Origin of the sequence: Bacillus solitudinis, assembly GCF_002797395.1 — a bacterium.
GTDB lineage: Bacteria > Bacillota > Bacilli > Bacillales > Bacillaceae_D > Halalkalibacter_A > Halalkalibacter_A solitudinis.
The window spans coordinates 678,811-693,410 of sequence record NZ_KZ454943.1; the positions used below are offsets into that span (position 1 = coordinate 678,811).

Annotated in this window: 18 protein-coding genes, 12 tRNA genes and 1 riboswitch; of the genes, 6 read left to right on the forward strand and 24 right to left on the reverse strand. The window is 39.8% G+C overall.

What is annotated here, in order from left to right; genetic code table 11:
- The first annotated feature begins 166 nt into the window (after positions 1 to 166).
- Positions 167 to 544, forward strand: a complete 378-nt coding sequence (locus CEF19_RS03375; RefSeq protein WP_100404777.1) for a rhodanese-like domain-containing protein — start codon at positions 167 to 169, stop codon at positions 542 to 544.
- A gap of 112 nt (positions 545 to 656) precedes the next feature.
- Positions 657 to 836: a small acid-soluble spore protein H gene (locus CEF19_RS03380; protein WP_100404778.1), complete on the forward strand. Its 180-nt coding sequence runs from the start codon at positions 657 to 659 to the stop codon at positions 834 to 836.
- A 56-nt stretch (positions 837 to 892) separates the two neighbouring features.
- Here CEF19_RS03380 and gcvPB read toward each other — a convergent pair whose 3' ends face one another.
- The 3 genes from gcvPB to gcvT are packed head-to-tail and all read right to left on the reverse strand — an operon-like array spanning position 893 to position 4,809.
- Entirely contained in the window at positions 893 to 2,350 is a 1,458-nt protein-coding gene (gene gcvPB / locus CEF19_RS03385) for an aminomethyl-transferring glycine dehydrogenase subunit GcvPB (RefSeq protein WP_100404779.1), read from the reverse strand.
- Entirely contained in the window at positions 2,347 to 3,693 is a 1,347-nt protein-coding gene (gene gcvPA / locus CEF19_RS03390; protein WP_100404780.1) for an aminomethyl-transferring glycine dehydrogenase subunit GcvPA, read from the reverse strand. The genes gcvPB and gcvPA overlap by 4 nt, the downstream gene beginning before the upstream one ends.
- A gap of 12 nt (positions 3,694 to 3,705) precedes the next feature.
- Positions 3,706 to 4,809 carry a glycine cleavage system aminomethyltransferase GcvT gene (gene gcvT / locus CEF19_RS03395; RefSeq protein WP_100404781.1) on the reverse strand — a complete coding sequence of 368 codons (1,104 nt, stop codon included), beginning with the start codon at positions 4,807 to 4,809 and terminating at the stop codon, positions 3,706 to 3,708.
- Between the two features lie 208 nt (positions 4,810 to 5,017).
- A riboswitch (glycine riboswitch) is annotated at positions 5,018 to 5,114 on the reverse strand.
- Between the two features lie 387 nt (positions 5,115 to 5,501).
- Between gcvT and CEF19_RS03400 the strand changes: the two genes are divergently transcribed.
- Together CEF19_RS03400 and CEF19_RS03405 are read left to right on the forward strand one after the other, a co-directional pair.
- The gene (locus CEF19_RS03400; protein ID WP_100404782.1) at positions 5,502 to 7,175 is read left to right on the forward strand and encodes a DEAD/DEAH box helicase; all 1,674 of its coding nucleotides are present in this window, start codon (positions 5,502 to 5,504) and stop codon (positions 7,173 to 7,175) included.
- A complete protein-coding gene (locus CEF19_RS03405; RefSeq protein WP_100404783.1) occupies positions 7,153 to 7,974 on the forward strand; it encodes a YqhG family protein in 822 nt (273 codons plus the stop codon). The genes CEF19_RS03400 and CEF19_RS03405 overlap by 23 nt, the downstream gene beginning before the upstream one ends.
- Positions 7,975 to 8,010: 36 nt before the next feature.
- Here CEF19_RS03405 and CEF19_RS03410 read toward each other — a convergent pair whose 3' ends face one another.
- On the reverse strand, positions 8,011 to 8,199 hold the full coding sequence (locus tag CEF19_RS03410; RefSeq protein WP_100404784.1) for a DUF2759 domain-containing protein: 189 nt from the start codon (positions 8,197 to 8,199) through the stop codon (positions 8,011 to 8,013).
- A 264-nt stretch (positions 8,200 to 8,463) separates the two neighbouring features.
- Between CEF19_RS03410 and CEF19_RS03415 the strand changes: the two genes are divergently transcribed.
- Positions 8,464 to 9,099 carry an MBL fold metallo-hydrolase gene (locus CEF19_RS03415; protein WP_100404785.1) on the forward strand — a complete coding sequence of 212 codons (636 nt, stop codon included), beginning with the start codon at positions 8,464 to 8,466 and terminating at the stop codon, positions 9,097 to 9,099.
- 338 nt (positions 9,100 to 9,437) lie between these two features.
- Here the strand turns inward: CEF19_RS03415 and CEF19_RS03420 are convergent, their stop codons facing one another.
- The 8 genes from CEF19_RS03420 to comGC all read right to left on the reverse strand — a co-directional run bounded on the left by CEF19_RS03420 (position 9,438) and on the right by comGC (position 12,845).
- Positions 9,438 to 9,683 carry a DUF2626 domain-containing protein gene (locus CEF19_RS03420; protein ID WP_100404786.1) on the reverse strand — a complete coding sequence of 82 codons (246 nt, stop codon included), beginning with the start codon at positions 9,681 to 9,683 and terminating at the stop codon, positions 9,438 to 9,440.
- Between the two features lie 561 nt (positions 9,684 to 10,244).
- Entirely contained in the window at positions 10,245 to 10,445 is a 201-nt protein-coding gene (locus CEF19_RS03425; RefSeq protein WP_100404787.1) for a YqzE family protein, read from the reverse strand.
- A 39-nt stretch (positions 10,446 to 10,484) separates the two neighbouring features.
- Positions 10,485 to 10,988, reverse strand: a complete 504-nt coding sequence (locus CEF19_RS03430) for a shikimate kinase (RefSeq protein WP_100404788.1) — start codon at positions 10,986 to 10,988, stop codon at positions 10,485 to 10,487.
- A 1-nt stretch (position 10,989) separates the two neighbouring features.
- A complete protein-coding gene (gene comGG, locus CEF19_RS03435) occupies positions 10,990 to 11,364 on the reverse strand; it encodes a competence type IV pilus minor pilin ComGG (RefSeq protein WP_100404789.1) in 375 nt (124 codons plus the stop codon).
- Positions 11,357 to 11,803 (reverse strand): competence type IV pilus minor pilin ComGF, encoded by a 447-nt coding sequence (gene comGF / locus CEF19_RS03440; protein ID WP_198510234.1) that lies wholly within the window; start codon positions 11,801 to 11,803, stop codon positions 11,357 to 11,359. The genes comGG and comGF overlap by 8 nt, the downstream gene beginning before the upstream one ends.
- Positions 11,790 to 12,104, reverse strand: coding sequence for a type II secretion system protein (locus CEF19_RS03445; RefSeq protein ID WP_100404791.1), 315 nt, complete (start codon positions 12,102 to 12,104; stop codon positions 11,790 to 11,792). Before CEF19_RS03445 ends, comGF begins: the two co-directional genes overlap by 14 nt.
- Entirely contained in the window at positions 12,094 to 12,537 is a 444-nt protein-coding gene (comGD, locus tag CEF19_RS03450) for a competence type IV pilus minor pilin ComGD (RefSeq protein WP_100404792.1), read from the reverse strand. Before comGD ends, CEF19_RS03445 begins: the two co-directional genes overlap by 11 nt.
- The gene (gene comGC, locus CEF19_RS03455; protein ID WP_100408193.1) at positions 12,534 to 12,845 is read right to left on the reverse strand and encodes a competence type IV pilus major pilin ComGC; all 312 of its coding nucleotides are present in this window, start codon (positions 12,843 to 12,845) and stop codon (positions 12,534 to 12,536) included. The genes comGD and comGC overlap by 4 nt, the downstream gene beginning before the upstream one ends.
- Positions 12,846 to 13,006: 161 nt before the next feature.
- Here comGC and yidD point away from each other — a divergent pair, with 161 nt between their 5' ends.
- Positions 13,007 to 13,258, forward strand: a complete 252-nt coding sequence (yidD, locus tag CEF19_RS03460) for a membrane protein insertion efficiency factor YidD (RefSeq protein WP_100404793.1) — start codon at positions 13,007 to 13,009, stop codon at positions 13,256 to 13,258.
- Positions 13,259 to 13,434: 176 nt separating this feature from the next.
- On the opposite strand, the gene CEF19_RS03465 is transcribed toward yidD, so the two are convergent.
- The 12 genes from CEF19_RS03465 to CEF19_RS03520 form a co-directional block, all read right to left on the reverse strand.
- Positions 13,435 to 13,516, reverse strand: a tRNA-Leu gene (locus CEF19_RS03465).
- Positions 13,517 to 13,525: 9 nt separating this feature from the next.
- Positions 13,526 to 13,601: transfer RNA gene (locus CEF19_RS03470), tRNA-Lys, on the reverse strand.
- A gap of 16 nt (positions 13,602 to 13,617) precedes the next feature.
- A tRNA-Ser gene (locus CEF19_RS03475) sits at positions 13,618 to 13,708 on the reverse strand.
- Between the two features lies 1 nt (position 13,709).
- Positions 13,710 to 13,784, reverse strand: a tRNA-Asn gene (locus tag CEF19_RS03480).
- 5 nt (positions 13,785 to 13,789) lie between these two features.
- A tRNA-Ile gene (locus tag CEF19_RS03485) sits at positions 13,790 to 13,863 on the reverse strand.
- 9 nt (positions 13,864 to 13,872) lie between these two features.
- Positions 13,873 to 13,943, reverse strand: a tRNA-Gly gene (locus tag CEF19_RS03490).
- Positions 13,944 to 13,997: 54 nt separating this feature from the next.
- Positions 13,998 to 14,072, reverse strand: a tRNA-Gly gene (locus CEF19_RS03495).
- Between the two features lie 3 nt (positions 14,073 to 14,075).
- Positions 14,076 to 14,150, reverse strand: a tRNA-Gln gene (locus CEF19_RS03500).
- Between the two features lie 9 nt (positions 14,151 to 14,159).
- Positions 14,160 to 14,244, reverse strand: a tRNA-Tyr gene (locus CEF19_RS03505).
- Positions 14,245 to 14,268: 24 nt separating this feature from the next.
- A tRNA-Met gene (locus CEF19_RS03510) sits at positions 14,269 to 14,342 on the reverse strand.
- A gap of 49 nt (positions 14,343 to 14,391) precedes the next feature.
- Positions 14,392 to 14,484 (reverse strand) — tRNA-Ser (locus CEF19_RS03515).
- Positions 14,485 to 14,495: 11 nt separating this feature from the next.
- Positions 14,496 to 14,571, reverse strand: a tRNA-Ala gene (locus CEF19_RS03520).
- Positions 14,572 to 14,600: the final 29 nt, after the last annotated feature.

Consider the following 14,600-nt stretch of genomic DNA (forward strand, 5'->3'; position numbering starts at 1 on the left):
AAACTCTAATCACATTAACTGTATCAAAACTCTTAAAAGACGCCAAGTAGCTTGCCTAGAATATTTAGTTTAGTAATTGCCAATTGTGGACAAGAACATTATAATGACATAAGAAGAAAGCGTAACGACTTTGTCGTTCTGCTTGAAAAGGAGTGTACGTGGATTTATGGATGCAATTATTTGGTTAGTCCTTGCTGGTTTAATCGCTTATTTTATCGTAAAGAAATTTTATAAGCCGAAATATTTAAAAACCTTGACCCAGGAGGAATTTATTCAAGGGTATCGAAAAGCACAACTTATTGATGTGCGCGAACCTCGTGAGTATGATGGTGGTCATATCTTAGGTGCAAGAAATATTCCGATGTCTCAGCTTCGTCAACGAATGAATGAAATTCGAAAAGACCAACCTGTCTATTTATATTGTCAGTCAGGAGCTCGTAGTCGACAAGCTGCCCAGTTTCTTAAAAAGAAAAGAAATGTGGAAAATATTTCTCACCTCAAAGGCGGGTTCCGGAAGTGGACCGGTAAAATTAAAAGAAAATAAGATATCATCCCTCCTATGAATGGGAGGTTTTTTTTCTTCGTTCATGTAAGAATATTTCAAGCCTTAGCTGTAAAACTTATAACTGCTTGAATAATAACGAGGAGGCAATAACATGAACAAATTTCGTGCACAGGAAATTGCTACTTCCCCTGTAATGGCCCATGTTACGTACAATGAGGTTCCAATTTATATTCAACATGTCGATGATCAAAATGAAACAGCTAGAATTTACCCTCTAAATGAACCAGAGCATGAAATGGAAGTCGCCGTATCACAATTAAATGAACAGTAATTAAAGAAAAGAGCTGATTCAAAGTGTGTTAAACCCTTTGAATCAGCCCTATCTTATTAATCTATATAACGTAAGACTGGTTTCCTCGCAGCCAATGTCTCATCTAAACGACCAATGACCGTATGATGCGGGGCTTCTTGAACTATTTCTGGGTTGTCTTCCACTTCTTTAGCAATTTGAATCATTGCTTCAATAAACTCATCAAGCGTTTCCTTTGATTCAGTCTCTGTTGGTTCGAACATCATACACTCCTCAACATTTAATGGGAAGTATATCGTAGGCGGATGGTACCCAAAATCGAGCAGGCGTTTTGCCATATCTAGAGTTCGAACACCTAGTTTTTTCTGACGACGACCCGATAAGACAAATTCATGCTTACAATGCTGACTGTATGGTAAGTCAAAATAAGGTTCAAGGCGACGCATCATATAGTTTGCATTTAATACTGCATATTCAGAAACGTGACGTAGACCCTTTGGACCCATCGTACGAATATACGTGTATGCCCGAACATTAATACCAAAGTTTCCGTAATAAGGCTTTACCCGACCGATTGACTGGGGTCGATTGTAGTCAAATGTATATAAATCATCTTGCTTCACAATCGTTGGCTTAGGTAGAAACGGGATTAAATCCTTCTTTACTCCAACAGGTCCGGAGCCTGGACCGCCACCACCATGAGGACCAGTGAATGTTTTATGCAAATTTAAATGAACGACATCAAAACCCATATCTCCTGGTCTTGCAATCCCTAAAATCGCGTTGGAATTTGCACCATCATAGTATAGCTTACCCCCAGCTTGATGGATGATTGTCGCCATATCCTCGATATACGTTTCAAATAAGCCAAGTGTATTTGGGTTTGTTAGCATTAGCGCCGCAGTATCGTCCCCAACCACTTCCTTTAAATGATTTAAATCGACCAATCCTTGTTCGTCTGTACGAACCGTTACCGAATCAAATCCAGCTACAGTAGCTGAAGCTGGGTTTGTTCCATGCGCAGAGTCAGGCACGATAACCTTCGTCCGTTGAAAGTCGCCGTTTGCTTCATGATAAGCACGAATCATCATAAGACCGGTCCATTCACCATGCGCCCCAGCAGCTGGTTGAAGGGTAACTTCATCCATTCCAGTAATCTCCGCAAGAGACGTCTGCAATTCATAAAGAAGCTCAAGCGCGCCTTGAATTTGCTCAACAGGCTGATAGGGGTGGATATGGGCCAGACCTTCAAAACGAGCGACATTCTCATTAATTTTCGGGTTATATTTCATCGTACATGATCCAAGTGGGTAGAAGCCTGAGTCAACACCATGATTACGCTTTGATAATGCCGTGTAATGTCGCATAATTTGTAATTCCGACACTTCAGGAAGCTCTGGTTCTGATGCACGTACAAATTCTGCTGGTACTAAAGTATCTAACGCTTGCTCTGGTACATCTAGATGAGGCAAGCTATGTCCCACTCGTTCTGATTTACTTAATTCAAAAATGAGCGCTTGATTTTTTGTTCTCATTGTAATGCCCCCAATTCCTTCGCAAATGTTTCGATTTGTTCCTTTGTACGAACTTCGGTTACAGCGAGAAGCATATGTCTCTCTAATTTCGAATCGTCTCTTCCTAAGTCGTACCCACCAATAAAGCCTTTTTCTAACAACATTTTATTTACGTCAGAAACTGATTTAGTTACCTTTACAACAAATTCATTGAATGAAGGGGCTGTTTCTACTACCTCGACACCTTGTGCCTTTAACTGCGATTTTAAATAAGCTGCTTTTTGAAGATTTTGGTACGCCATCTCACGGACACCTTTTTTGCCAATCGCTGTCATTGCAACCGAAGCAGCCAAAGCATTCAATGCTTGATTTGAACAAATATTAGAAGTCGCTTTCTCCCGGCGGATATGCTGCTCCCTTGCTTGAAGTGTCAAGACAAACCCACGCTGGCCTTGGTCATCAACCGTTTGCCCGACGAGCCGTCCAGGAACTTTACGCATTAGCTTCGTTGTCGTTGCAAAGTACCCACAATGCGGGCCACCGAACTGTGTAGGAATACCAAATGGTTGCGCGTCACCAACTACAATATCAGCACCAAACTCACCTGGTGGTTTTAAAATCCCAAGAGCAAGAGGGTTACTTGATACAACAAACAATGCTTTATCTTGATGAGTGATTGCTTCAATTTCCGCCAATGACTCTAAGTTCCCAAAAAAGTTCGGATACTGTACAACAACACATGCTGTATCATCATTATAGTTTGTTTTTAAGTGCTCTAGGTCTGTTACCCCTTCCTTGACATCAATTTCAACAACCTTCAAGCGTTGGCCTGTTGCATTTGTTTGCAGCACAGCACGAGCTTCTGGGTGAACAGCCTTAGATACAAGAATCGTTTTCTTCTTTGTTTGACCAGCACTCATCATAGCTGCTTCAGCAAGTGCTGTAGGTCCATCGTACATGGAGGAATTTGCTAAATCCATGCTTGTCAACTCACAAATCATCGATTGAAATTCAAAGATTGCCTGAAGCTCTCCTTGAGAAATTTCAGGTTGATATGGTGTATATGCCGTATAAAATTCTGAGCGTGAAATCACATGATCAACAATCGAAGGAATATAATGCTCATATACACCTGCACCGAGGAAGGAAGGCTTTTGTTTTAACGATATATTTTTAGAGGCTAAGCCTTGAAAATAATCAACAAGCTCTACTTCTCGAAGAGCTTCTTTAATATTCATTTCTCCTTTAAAACGAATTTGTGATGGAATATCTGAAAACAACTCTTCAATCGAGTTAACACCAATTGTTGCAAGCATGTCTTGCTTATCTGCTTCTGTCATTGGTAAATAACGGTGATTTGTCATATCCTTCTCCTCCTATGCTTTTGAACGCTTATAAAATGGTGTCGCAACCACTTTTGCCCTAAGACGTTTTTTTCGTACTTGAACCTCTACTTCTGTACCAAGCTTTGAATATACAGTCTCCACAAGTGCAAGTCCCACATTCTTTTTTAGAGTCGGTGACTGTGTACCTGTTGTCACAAAGCCAATTTGCTTCTCTCCAGCAAAGACTTCATAGCCCGTGCGAGGGATACCCTTTTCTATCATTTCGATGCCAATGAGCTTCCTTGTTAATCCCTCTGTCTTTTGATTGATTAAAGCTAATCTTCCTATAAAATCTGAGTCTTTATTGAGCTTTACTGCAAAACCAATTCCAGCTTCGAGAGGACTAATATCCTTTGAAAGCTCTTGCCCATACAAGGGAAGCTTGGCTTCAAAACGAAGCGTATCTCGTGCACCGAGACCACATGGTATTAGACCTTCTTCTTTACCAACTTTAAGTAATTCAGTCCAAAGCGCTTTCGCATCTTGGGACCTGCAATACAATTCAAAACCATCTTCACCGGTATACCCTGTACGAGAAACCATAGCCCGAAAACCTGAAATTTCAACCTTATCTAAAAAATTAAAAAATGGAATGGAGGCCACATCAACTTTTACTAGCTTCTTTAGAATTTCCTCAGCCTTTGGACCTTGGAGTGCTAGCAAAGCTAAGGAATCTGAAACATTCGTTACCTCTACATTGTCTATCTGATGCTGCAACATCCAGCTGACATCTTTCTCAATGTTCGAAGCATTAATAACGAGGAAAAAATCATCTTCCGCTTTACGATAGACCAATAAATCATCGACAGTCCCCCCATCCTCGTAGCACATTGCGGTATATAGCGCCTGCCCATCAACAAGTCTTGATACATCATTTGTCACAAGCTTTTGCAAATATTTGATCGAGTTTGGTCCTTTAATTAGAACTTCCCCCATATGTGAAACATCAAATAGTCCCGCCTTTGTTCTTACCGCTTCATGCTCTTCTTTTATACTTGAAAACTGCACAGGTAAGTCCCACCCACCAAAATCTATGGTTTTTGCACCATACTCTGAATATAGAGAATGGAGTGGCGTTGTTTTTAAATTAGTCATGGAGTCCTCCTTAGTATGATGAATTTAGCTAAAACCTCAAAAATTCCGATAAATACAGGTAGACATATGTCTTTTCTACACGAAAAAAGGACAGAGTTATACACCAAAGTGTATAACTCTGTCCTTTGACCAGAAAGTTTCGTTCACTGCACGTTGCAGGAAGTGTCTTCGTAGGTGGCTCGCTGTTTGCAAGCACTCTCCAGAGATGCGTCGAATAAGAGTCTTTTTGCCTGAGAGATTCGCACGTTCATGCTTGCTCCTTCGGCGCCGCGTATCATTCACGCAGTCTCTCCCCTTACTTTCATCCGCAAACCATTCAATTAACAATTTCATATTTATACGTTTTTTGGACATACTACCTAGTAGATCAAGAGCATGTTCAAAAAGGATGCTCAAAAAATTATACCGGCCCCGCGCGCTTTGTAACATTCGGCGGCTTTGCACATTGCTTCGTGTCTGCTCAAAGAGAAGAAAAACATCCCTTTTTTGAGAGATATTTCAAACAAATATAAAAAATTTTTAAAAACTAATCTTATCGTACCAAGCTGTCTGAAAAGAAGCAACCTTTTATTTTCAGTAATTTAGTGCAAAATCTAACTATAAACGTAATTTCCAACTTAAATATCCTTGATAATCGGAACATTATAGTGAATTTCTAGCTTTTTATACGGAGATTGAAAGGATGAGAAGACATGAACATAGATATAGAGTTTAATCCGGATTGGCAAGAATCCTTTTTGCAAAAACTCGATGAAGACGGCCCTTGGTCAAATTGGGATCTTTTTAAGCTTGCCTATGAAGCGGAGCAACATCAAGCTGTTCCCAACTTCCACGGCTTGCTTGCTCCTAATCATTTGCCGCAACTAGAACCGTTTCCCCACCAAATCGAAGTTGCTAACACCGTCATAGAAAAAATGAATGGAAAAGCCATTTTGGCCGATGAGGTAGGTCTTGGGAAAACAATTGAAGCTGGTCTCATTCTAAAAGAGTATATGATTCGTGGATTAGTCAAAAAAGCTTTAATTCTTGTTCCCGCTTCCCTTGTATCACAATGGGCAATAGAACTTAATACAAAGTTCTACATACCTGCTGTTGCTCAAAAGAAATCATACGTGTGGGAGCAATGTGATGTTGTGGTTGCCTCGATAGATACAGCTAAACGTCAGCCTCACCGTGATATCGTTATGGAACAGCCTTATGACCTGGTCATCATTGATGAAGCACATAAACTTAAAAACCCGAAAACAAAAAACTATGAGTTCATTCGTAATTTAAAAAAGAAATTTTGTCTATTGCTAACAGCTACCCCTGTTCAAAATAAACTTGAGGAAATCTTCAACCTTGTTTCTCTATTAAAACCAGGACATTTAGGCGATATCTCAAGCTTTGAAAAAGAGTACCGTTCCAATAAACGTGCTCCTAAAAATGAAGAAAAACTTCGTGAACTCGTAAATAAAGTTATGGTTCGAAATCGTCGGGAGGAAACAGGCATTCAGTGGACAAAGCGTATTGTTGAAACTATACCAATTACATTTAGTGATTCAGAGCGGGCGTTTTATAATGCTATTTCTGAACTAGGAAGCGATTCAAATCATTTTGCTCAGTTAACATTAAAACGAGAAATCTGTAGCAGCCGAGAAGCGGCATTTATGACTCTTAAAAATATGATAGAGAGGGCCCAAACCGAAGGCAGACAAGTCCCTCTAGTAGAAAAACTAATTAAAACAATTAGTGAAATTGATGGCCATGCCAAAGCTGAGAAGGCGTTAGAACTTATTAAGAAAATTGATGATAAAGTAATTATTTTCACAGAATATCGAGCGACACAACTATATTTACAGTGGTATTTAAAACAAAATGGGGTCTCATCCGTTCCTTTCCGCGGTGGGTTTAAGCGCGGGAAAAAGGATTGGATGCGTGAGCTTTTCAAAAATCACGCTCAAGTGTTAATTGCAACAGAAGCAGGTGGAGAAGGTATCAACCTTCAATTCTGCTCCACCATTATTAATTATGATTTACCATGGAACCCAATGCGAATTGAACAACGGATCGGACGTATTCATCGACTAGGGCAAAAAAAAGATGTTCGTATTTATAATTTTGCTGTCAATGATACAGTTGAACAGCATATTTTAGAGCTTCTATACGAAAAAATTAATTTGTTTGAGGCTGTTATTGGAGAGTTGGATGATATCCTCACTAAAATTGAACTCCCTTCAATCGAAGAGCATGTAAATGACATACTAATTCATTCGGATTCGGAAGGTGAAATGCGAATTAAATTTGAACATCTTGCTTCAATCATGAATGAGGAACGTAGACAAGAGGAGGACGGTGACTACGATGCAACAGCAACATCTTCATAACTTTTTAGAGCGCTACTTTGAAGCAAATGATAGTCCTATCCTAGAAAATGAAGTATCACATCTAAAAGTACAATTATCAATTGACCTTGATAAATTACTAATGAATCGTCCGTTTTATTGGCATTATTTAGAGAAAACTGGTGGTAGCCCTCAACCAATGCAGCTTACTCTTATAACTAATCAAGAACAGGCTCCAGAAGGAATACGTGGTGAACCCATTCATTTTGGGTCTCCTCGGCTTCACCAACTCTTTCATTCGACGAAATCACTAGGAGGGTTTATTCGTCTCTATGAACAGATGCAAACAACCGGTAACCGCTCTCTGCCTTTACAGCCATGGCTCTGTTTAAACGCAAAGGTTTCCTTTCAATGTGACCGAAAAAAAGATGTTCTACTTTCACTCGGCTTAAACCTGATTCACGGGCAAATCGTTCCAGACTTTTTTGAACTGATTAAACGAAAGCCATTAACACCACGTATTCCAGACTTTTGCTTTACACTGTCGCCACTCATTACTCCCAAAAGTGGAATTACACGTTTACAAAAAATGGTACAAACGTACGCGGAAAATGAAGACCCCATTTGGGCAAAAGAAGCGATTGGACGATGGGAGTCAGACATTGCCTTACTAGAAGCCTTTTACGAGGAATATGAAGAAAAGCCTGAAAGTTACGAGCTTGAAAAACAAGCATTGGAGGATCAATATAAGCCGCGTATTCATGTCGAAATAATCAACGGTGGGATGTTTTATCTTCAACAACAAGTATTTCAATTTAAAAAAGAGGGAGCCTCAAGTTGAGACTCCCTCTTTTACTGTTTCATTCAAGTTTTAAAATTAATGACCAACCGGTGCTCCTGTACCAGTTGTAATGATAGAAAAGATTGTCATTACTGAGAACCATCCAAAAACGATGAATGAAAGTGCTGCAAAACCAACCGCAACAAAGTTTTTTCTGCGCAGTTCACGGATAACAGCAAACCCACAAAGAATTGCAACAAGCAAAAGTGTTATTGATAGAAACATACTACTCTTCTCCTCCTTATGTAGAAAACTCTGCACCCAGATGATTTACTCTAATTATAAATGGCGTAGAGAAGCGCGTCAGCTCTTAATTATGACAAAGCTGTAACAAAAACGTTCTCTTTTTTATAGGTTGGGCAATTCGTTTCTATTTTACTCTTTTTCATTGTGTTTGTCGAGATGATCTGTACTATCCTTTGATTCGAGATAAGAGACAAGGTAAGATAAAGAGTGACAAAGTATATTAGAGATTCGGAGGAATACATAATGAATTGGACACAAATTCCACTTGGGCCGCTACAAACAAATGCCTATGTTATCACAAATGACAAAAATGAGGCAATCATCATTGATCCAGGAGGTGACGGAGCAAAGTTCCTCACCTGGCTTAAAAGTCATTCCCTTACTCCTATCGCCATTTTATTAACACATGCCCACTTTGATCATATCGGAGCAGTTGATGAGGTACGGGAGGCCTTTGCGTGCAAAGTCTATCTTCACAAAAAAGAAAAAAGTTGGCTTCGGGATGCCTCAAAAAATGGTTCGTCTCGTTTCCCTGGGATTTCACCGATTACGGTACGAGAGGCTGATGTCTATTTGACTGATGAAACGTCCCTTACCATTGGTATGTTCTCATTTGAGGTTTTTGAAACCCCTGGTCATTCGCCAGGAAGTGTTTCATATTTTGATAAGAAAAATAAAGTTGTTTTTTCAGGAGATGCCTTATTCGCTAGCAGCATTGGACGAACCGATTTACTCGGAGGCAATCAAGAGCAACTTTTAACAAGTATCCACAAGAAACTTCTCACCCTTCCTGAAGAAACAATTGTCGCATGTGGTCATGGTCAAGTAACGACCATTGGTCAAGAAATGGACAGTAATCCTTTTTTATCAGGGTTCTAATTTTAAAAAAGCAATGGTCCCTCGGCTGCCGGCGCCAACAAGTTGTCGCCTATAAAACCTAAACCTTGAGCCTCGTCCCTCGGCTGCCGGCGCCAACGAGTTGTCGCCTATAAAAAAAGGTCTCCATTTATGGAGACCGCGCAAGGGAGTAAATCGTATTGATACTTGAACGATGAGGGGAGGGGAACTCCCTTTCATTGTCTTCACCAATGCGTTTATTTTATAGAATCGTTTACCACTATGTCAATAGTAATAACCTATAATTTAGGTGATAAGACAAAAAAACCGACCCTTAAAACAGGAGTCGGTTCTTTTGTCGTGTTATGTAACGATCTTAATTAATGCCCGCCAAAGCTTGGCACCAACAAGAAAGTTGAATAATACGTAAAGCCTACAAAGAAAATCGTTAAATATGCACCAAAAATGTAGACATACACTCGCTCTGATAAGTTTAAATAGCTTAGAGCTAATAATGCAGCAGTTTGTGCAAAGAAAAGCAATGCCATGTTATACATATCCCCAGCAAAAAATAGTACAGCGAAAATACCTGTCCAAAACGCTAGTACACGAAACATGCGATCCATTTGGGTCCCCTCCTTCTTTCTCCATTAACTACCTATAATTGGAAGTGTTGATCAGGATATCAAATGATTGAGTACAACTCATATTATATACGAGACGAACTTTACTTGTAAATGCTTAGACAATGTCAATAATGTGTCACATGTTCTCCATGTATAGATAAAACAATGGTCGAAGTAGAATTATTTATTAAGGTATCTTCTTTAAGTTTACTTTCTCCAAAAAAAGACGTAATATTCCATTGATAACTCACGATGCATATAGTACAAAGTGAGACGGGATGCGCTTCTAGTAATTTCTTAAACGTACAATTGTAATTGTAAATAAATTTCTACCGTTTGTATGTCTGCTTGGGCTTCCACCTTTACGACTACTCACTTCCGTATTGCCCATTATTCTTATATTATAATATAGTTTTCCATACAAATACACCCTCATAGAAAACAAGATAAAAAGGGGACCTTCTCAAAAAAAACAAAAATATCCGTACACTATTCGCCTTAAAGATGTAGGACTCCGGGCATTCCTTAGGGGGTGGCCATTATGAACCGCCCCCTTCATACTTAACGTCTTCTTTTTTTGTGCTTCACTCGTCTCTTCATTAGTAATGATAGACTCATTGGCACAATACCAAACACATGCGATGAAAAAGATAAGCGCTCTGCTTTTTTCTCCTCCCGTGCGAGTTTTCGCACTTCCTTCGGTTGATCCATTCTACGAACAAAGTGTTCTGTCATAAACTTCACATAATCATTAAATGACATAATGCTCACCTCTTACTCTATACATTATGCCCAAGTTGATTATACTTTAAGCAATAATCCCTTTAATTCTTGTACAATTTGTAACACGGTTTTTCCAGTCGTATCAATGCGAACCGCCGCTTCCTGATACAGTGGCATTCGTTTTTGATAAAGATCAATGACAGCTTGTTTATCTTTATTTTGTAGTAAAGGACGGGTGTCATCTCCTTCTGTCCGCCTAATAATCTCTTCTAGGTCACAATCTAGAAAAACAACGATCCCACAGTCGTTCATCAATTTACGGTTGTGCTCTTTGATGATAATTCCTCCACCTGTTGTAACTACCAATGGTTTCTGATTTAAAGTAAGTAACGCTTCGGTTTCCAACTCCCGAAAAAAATCCTCACCTTCGTCTTGAAAAATATCACGAACTTTTTTTTGTCTAGATTCTTCAATCCACTCGTCCGTATCTATAACTGAATATCCTAGTGCTTTACCTAATGCTTGACCAATTGTCGTCTTCCCTGAACCCATAAAACCTGTTAAATAAATCGTTTGCTTCAACTTAAGAAACCTCCCAATACTCTTCAAGCTCGTTTGTACTTTCATTATAATAAAACCTTGCAGCCCTCCTATGACCACTATCAAGCTGGGCTACTAATGTTACGTACACAAGCTCCTCCTCGTTTTCTATTCTAAGTGTAACCGTCCCATGTTCATATGAAAAGACCTTAGTTATTTCTTGTGGAGTTTCATTCCAAAAATGAATAAAGTCAACAACAGAAATTTGTAACAATGATTCTAATAATAAGAGATGCTGCTGTTCTGTTACGTGACGTTTCTCAGATAAATAACCATTTGTTGCATAGCTAAGCGAAAAGAATAAAAGTAAAATGATAATAAGCGTAGTCGGATAAGTAAAACCACTCTCGTTATTCATTTCTCTCCTTCTTTCTTAATCGATGCATTGGTTTCATTGGTCGACTTTTCATCAAATGGTCGGTCTTAACCTGGCAATCCACAAAGCTTTCAACAATATGGCATTTAAATTCTTTAACCTCTGAAAGCATTTGAACATGACCAGTTCCATTTCGTAATCGCCGAATAACCCCAGAGGATATACGCTCAATTGTGATAACATCACCATTTCCTTTTTCTAATTTTAAAGTTTGGTCATATGAGGAAAGATGAATACTTTCTTTTACTTCGTGAGCTAATTGGTTGAAAAAAATAGTGGACTCTAAATTAGAAGTAGAAGAAGACAATAGCGAGGTCTGCACGGTTTTCATAACAAGTGGGAACAAAGAAACAATCATAAGAAAAATAGTTAGGGCAAGCAGACTTTCTAAAAGGGTAAAACCTTTTTCATCTTTTAGCATATAGACACGTCTCATACTCTCTTTGATTGTCTGCAATCCACTCGGCGCAAGCTCTATAGACTTCCTGTTCTAAGACCTTACCTTCATATTCTATAACAAACGATTCAAAAGGCTTACTATCCTCACCTACTAAGTAACGATGAGTCTCTTGCTCGAGGTACAATGCTATCTCTTCCTGTTGACGGATTGTATTCCTTTCTTGATAAATGAATAAGAAGATAGGAAGAATCGTAGCTATAGCCATCGTTATTAAGAAGAAAGATAACATAACTTCGATTAAAGTAAAGCCATTACACTTCACGGTAATACACTCTCCCCCTTCCTAAATAAATAGTATAGTGGAATACTCTGTCGTGAATTTTCACCTGTATCGTTCCCGATTTACGAGGATTACCATTTGGATTAAAAGATATATCGTTGACACCCATCGATACCGCCGAAAACTGCATGATTTTGTTGATTATCGGTCTCTTAAAATATTCATCATTAGCACTAAAACGAATAACATAATCATTTGAAAGCAGATCAACTTTAATATATGTGGTTCGTCCATGCGTCATCGCAATATGTTGAGCAAGGAGGATGTCTTCTTTAAACTGGTGAGCAAGATAGTCAACTTCATAAGGTTTTCGAAAATCGTGGAGGAAAAGAATTGGTAAAGTTAGAAGAAGAGAAAAAATTGATAAGGAGATAAGCGTTTCAATAAGGGTATAACCACGTTGGAGGGGATTCATGAACTTGTTATAACATTTCCTTTATCATCAAGCGTTAACTCTGTATCATCCGGACATGATGTTCGGTCTATATAATTACCCTCAACGAGCTCTTTAAGATTTTCTGGAATATTTCCTTTTTCAATTTCAAATGCGTGTACCTGAGTTTGTACAAGTTTAATTGTCGCCTCACATCCTTTCCCTTGAACGATGTCATTATTCTTCGTCATACTAGGAATTGCAATCATTAACAGAACCGAAATAATCATAAGCACGACAAGCATTTCAATGAGTGTAAAACCACGTTGGTTTTTCAAGATTTTTTTCAATTTGGTCACCTCTGAGGATTTTAATGGGGAAACATACGTAACGAGGAATGTACTGCGTAACGCCACTTCCCTCCTTTCTAGTTTAGTTATCTGTTATAATTAGACAAAAATAGTCGAGATCCTTCAATTTACAAAAAAACTTTTGAAAGGTTGCAAACATTGTGAAAACCTTCTTACTGTTACTAATTACCTTTTACCAGCGATTGATTTCACCGATAAAACCACCAACATGCCGTTTTTATCCGACTTGCTCTCATTACGGTATCGAGGCAATTCAACGTTTCGGTTCTGTAAAGGGTGCTTGGCTCACTATCAAACGTCTCCTAAAATGTCATCCATTTCATCCGGGAGGGATTGATTTGGTTCCCCAAAAAAAGGAGGCAAACAATCATAAAAAGACTGGTTCCTCTTAATAAGACCAGTCTTTTTGTTAGAGAAATATATCAAGCTGCTTAGCCATTTACGCTAATTTTGTTAAAATCATTAAAAGACATTGAGTTCTAAAAGGTCGTTAAATTGTAATCGCTTTCTTTATAGTCAATAAAAAAACGAAGCTCAGCTAGAATCCCGAACGCTTCGTTTTTTAAAATGCGGGTGAAGGGACTTGAACCCCCACGTCATAAGACACTAGATCCTAAGTCTAGCGCGTCTGCCAATTCCGCCACACCCGCTTATTAAAATGGTGAGCCATGAAGGATTCGAACCTTCGACCCTCTGATTAAAAGTCAGATGCTCTACCAACTGAGCTAATGGCTCTTGATTTATTTGAAAATGGCGGAGAAGGAGGGATTTGAACCCTCGCGCCGCGTAAACGACCTACACCCTTAGCAGGGGCGCCCCTTCAGCCACTTGGGTACTTCTCCATGGCTCCACAGGTAGGACTCGAACCTACGACCGATCGGTTAACAGCCGATAGCTCTACCACTGAGCTACTGTGGAATGAATGGGCCTGAGTGGACTCGAACCACCGACCTCACGCTTATCAGGCGTGCGCTCTAACCAGCTGAGCTACAGGCCCATAGAAAAAAGCGGGTGATGAGAATCGAACTCACGACATCAGCTTGGAAGGCTGAGGTTTTACCACTAAACTACACCCGCATGTTAATTAGTATTCAATTTTTTGAACTACCTTAAGACATTTAAGGAACCTAGTGGAGCGGAAGACGAGATTCGAACTCGCGACCCCCACCTTGGCAAGGTGGTGTTCTACCACTGAACTACTTCCGCATTTGGCTGGGCTAGCTGGATTCGAACCAACGCATGACGGAATCAAAATCCGTTGCCTTACCGCTTGGCGATAGCCCAATAAATAAATGGTGGAGGGGGACGGATTCGAACCGCCGAACCCGGAAGGAGCGGATTTACAGTCCGCCGCGTTTAGCCACTTCGCTACCCCTCCATTTTCATGGAATTAAGTTTGGTATTGCGGGGGGAGGATTTGAACCTCCGACCTTCGGGTTATGAGCCCGACGAGCTACCAGACTGCTCCACCCCGCGTCGTTATAATTATGATGAAGCGTAGATTCATTCCAATGCTTATTAAAGATGGAGGAGGAAGAGGGATTCGAACCCCCGCGCGGTTTGACCCGCCTGTCGGTTTTCAAGACCGATCCCTTCAGCCAGACTTGGGTATTCCTCCGTGCATATAAATGGTGGAGCCTAGCGGGGTCGAACCGCTGACCTCCTGCGTGCAAGGCAGGCGCTCTCCCAGCTGAGCTAAGGCCCCATTTTGAGAAAGAATAATTCTCTCAAAAC

What these genes read in the sequence shown, in the direction of transcription:
- CEF19_RS03420 (WP_100404786.1), bottom strand. Translation starts at nt 9,683, where the DNA reads ATGGATCGCATGTTTCGTGTACTAGCGTTTTGGACAGGTATTTTCGCT.
- CEF19_RS03400 (WP_100404782.1), top strand. Translation starts at nt 5,502, where the DNA reads ATGAACATAGATATAGAGTTTAATCCGGATTGGCAAGAATCCTTTTTG.
- comGD (WP_100404792.1), bottom strand. Translation starts at nt 12,537, where the DNA reads ATGAATCCCCTCCAACGTGGTTATACCCTTATTGAAACGCTTATCTCC.
- CEF19_RS03415 (WP_100404785.1), top strand. Translation starts at nt 8,464, where the DNA reads ATGAATTGGACACAAATTCCACTTGGGCCGCTACAAACAAATGCCTAT.
- CEF19_RS03375 (WP_100404777.1), top strand. Translation starts at nt 167, where the DNA reads ATGGATGCAATTATTTGGTTAGTCCTTGCTGGTTTAATCGCTTATTTT.
- CEF19_RS03410 (WP_100404784.1), bottom strand. Translation starts at nt 8,199, where the DNA reads ATGTTTCTATCAATAACACTTTTGCTTGTTGCAATTCTTTGTGGGTTT.
- comGG (WP_100404789.1), bottom strand. Translation starts at nt 11,364, where the DNA reads ATGAATAACGAGAGTGGTTTTACTTATCCGACTACGCTTATTATCATT.
- CEF19_RS03405 (WP_100404783.1), top strand. Translation starts at nt 7,153, where the DNA reads ATGCAACAGCAACATCTTCATAACTTTTTAGAGCGCTACTTTGAAGCA.
- CEF19_RS03425 (WP_100404787.1), bottom strand. Translation starts at nt 10,445, where the DNA reads ATGTCATTTAATGATTATGTGAAGTTTATGACAGAACACTTTGTTCGT.
- gcvPA (WP_100404780.1), bottom strand. Translation starts at nt 3,693, where the DNA reads ATGACAAATCACCGTTATTTACCAATGACAGAAGCAGATAAGCAAGAC.
- comGF (WP_198510234.1), bottom strand. Translation starts at nt 11,803, where the DNA reads ATGCTAAAAGATGAAAAAGGTTTTACCCTTTTAGAAAGTCTGCTTGCC.
- CEF19_RS03380 (WP_100404778.1), top strand. Translation starts at nt 657, where the DNA reads ATGAACAAATTTCGTGCACAGGAAATTGCTACTTCCCCTGTAATGGCC.
- gcvPB (WP_100404779.1), bottom strand. Translation starts at nt 2,350, where the DNA reads ATGAGAACAAAAAATCAAGCGCTCATTTTTGAATTAAGTAAATCAGAA.
- gcvT (WP_100404781.1), bottom strand. Translation starts at nt 4,809, where the DNA reads ATGACTAATTTAAAAACAACGCCACTCCATTCTCTATATTCAGAGTAT.